Here is a 1,175-nt window from a genome sequence, read left to right as displayed (position 1 = left end):
GGTAGGGTCGAAAGAAGATGTTACCATCTTCTCCCTCCCATTCGGAACCGTGCTTGCTACTTTCATAGCACACGGCTACTCGGGTGTACTCTTGTCATTTGAGGGCTTCCCTTTCTTCCGACTTGTTTTGTGTTTCTTTCCTGAAGATACGAGTTCCAGGTTATGTTCCCTGATTAATTTCAAGTCGGTTTTGGTTTTAACATCGTGACAATGCCGATGCAATAGTTGAAGATTTTTGTACTCATCCTTACCTCCGATGGCTCTGGGGACGATATGGTCAACTTCCATTACATCTTCATTTCTGAAAATAAATTCGCAATGAGAACATTTACCCTTCTGCTTTTTTAAGAGCAGTGCCAATCGACTTGGCAATTCAGGGTTTTTTCCCATTCTTGAACTCCAATAAACTAGGTCGCCATCGAAGGGACTTTTATCTCCTTTAACTTTTACATAGTCGGTGCTGCTACACTCGAATTCTCTATGGTTTAGTAACCGAAGGGGGTTCGATCCCTCTTCTCTGGTTGAGAATACCCAGTTATTACCGCCAATGGTGTGCCAATACAGTTGGTGTCCTGCATTGATGTTTCCGCAACGGCGTTTTGCCCAGCGTCGAAGTTTCAGGTATGTGAGGGTATCTTGTTTGGCGAGTTCTCCAACGGTTTTAGCGTCAGATTTTGCATAGAAAGAAGTCCATCCCCTTATTACAGGGTTTAAGTCTCTAATTAACGCCGATTGTGGCGATGACCTATGTTTTTTGATGATTCTTCCGATTTCCTCTTGATGAGCCTTACTTGCCTTCTTATTTGGGGTGATGATTGTATTGAAACCTAATATCTCACCGTGCGTACTTAAACTGCTCCGATGTTTTCCAGCAGGGTATTGCCTGATGTGATGACCTAAAAAGTCAAAACCCGCTTTACCATCCTCACTTAATTCATCCTTGAAAGTGTGAGTTAGCCTCGTCTTCTCAGGTTTTAATTCTAAACCCATGCCAGTTAACCATTCCGAGATTATCTCTCGGCATCTTTGGACTAAGGTTTTTTCTTCACATAGAATTACAAAGTCATCAGCGTACCGGATAATATTTGGTCTGCCTACAAATTTCCCAAATCGGGAAGTTGACTTTTTTAAGTATCCATTTCCATTTACTGGAAACTCTTTTTCTATGCGTTGCT

General features: G+C 42.1%; 1 protein-coding gene. It reads right to left on the bottom strand.

Annotated elements, in window-relative coordinates; genetic code table 11:
- Positions 1-75: 75 nt before the first annotated feature.
- A partial coding sequence (locus QUA42_RS27455) for a group II intron maturase-specific domain-containing protein (RefSeq protein WP_333141824.1) occupies positions 76-1,175 on the bottom strand: 1,100 nt, incomplete at its 5' end.

The sequence above is a fragment of the Microcoleus sp. Pol11C2 genome, from assembly GCF_036701505.1.
GTDB lineage: Bacteria > Cyanobacteriota > Cyanobacteriia > Cyanobacteriales > Microcoleaceae > Microcoleus.
The sequence above is the reverse complement of the archived record's forward strand: the minus strand, read 5'-3'. Positions and strand labels throughout refer to the sequence as shown.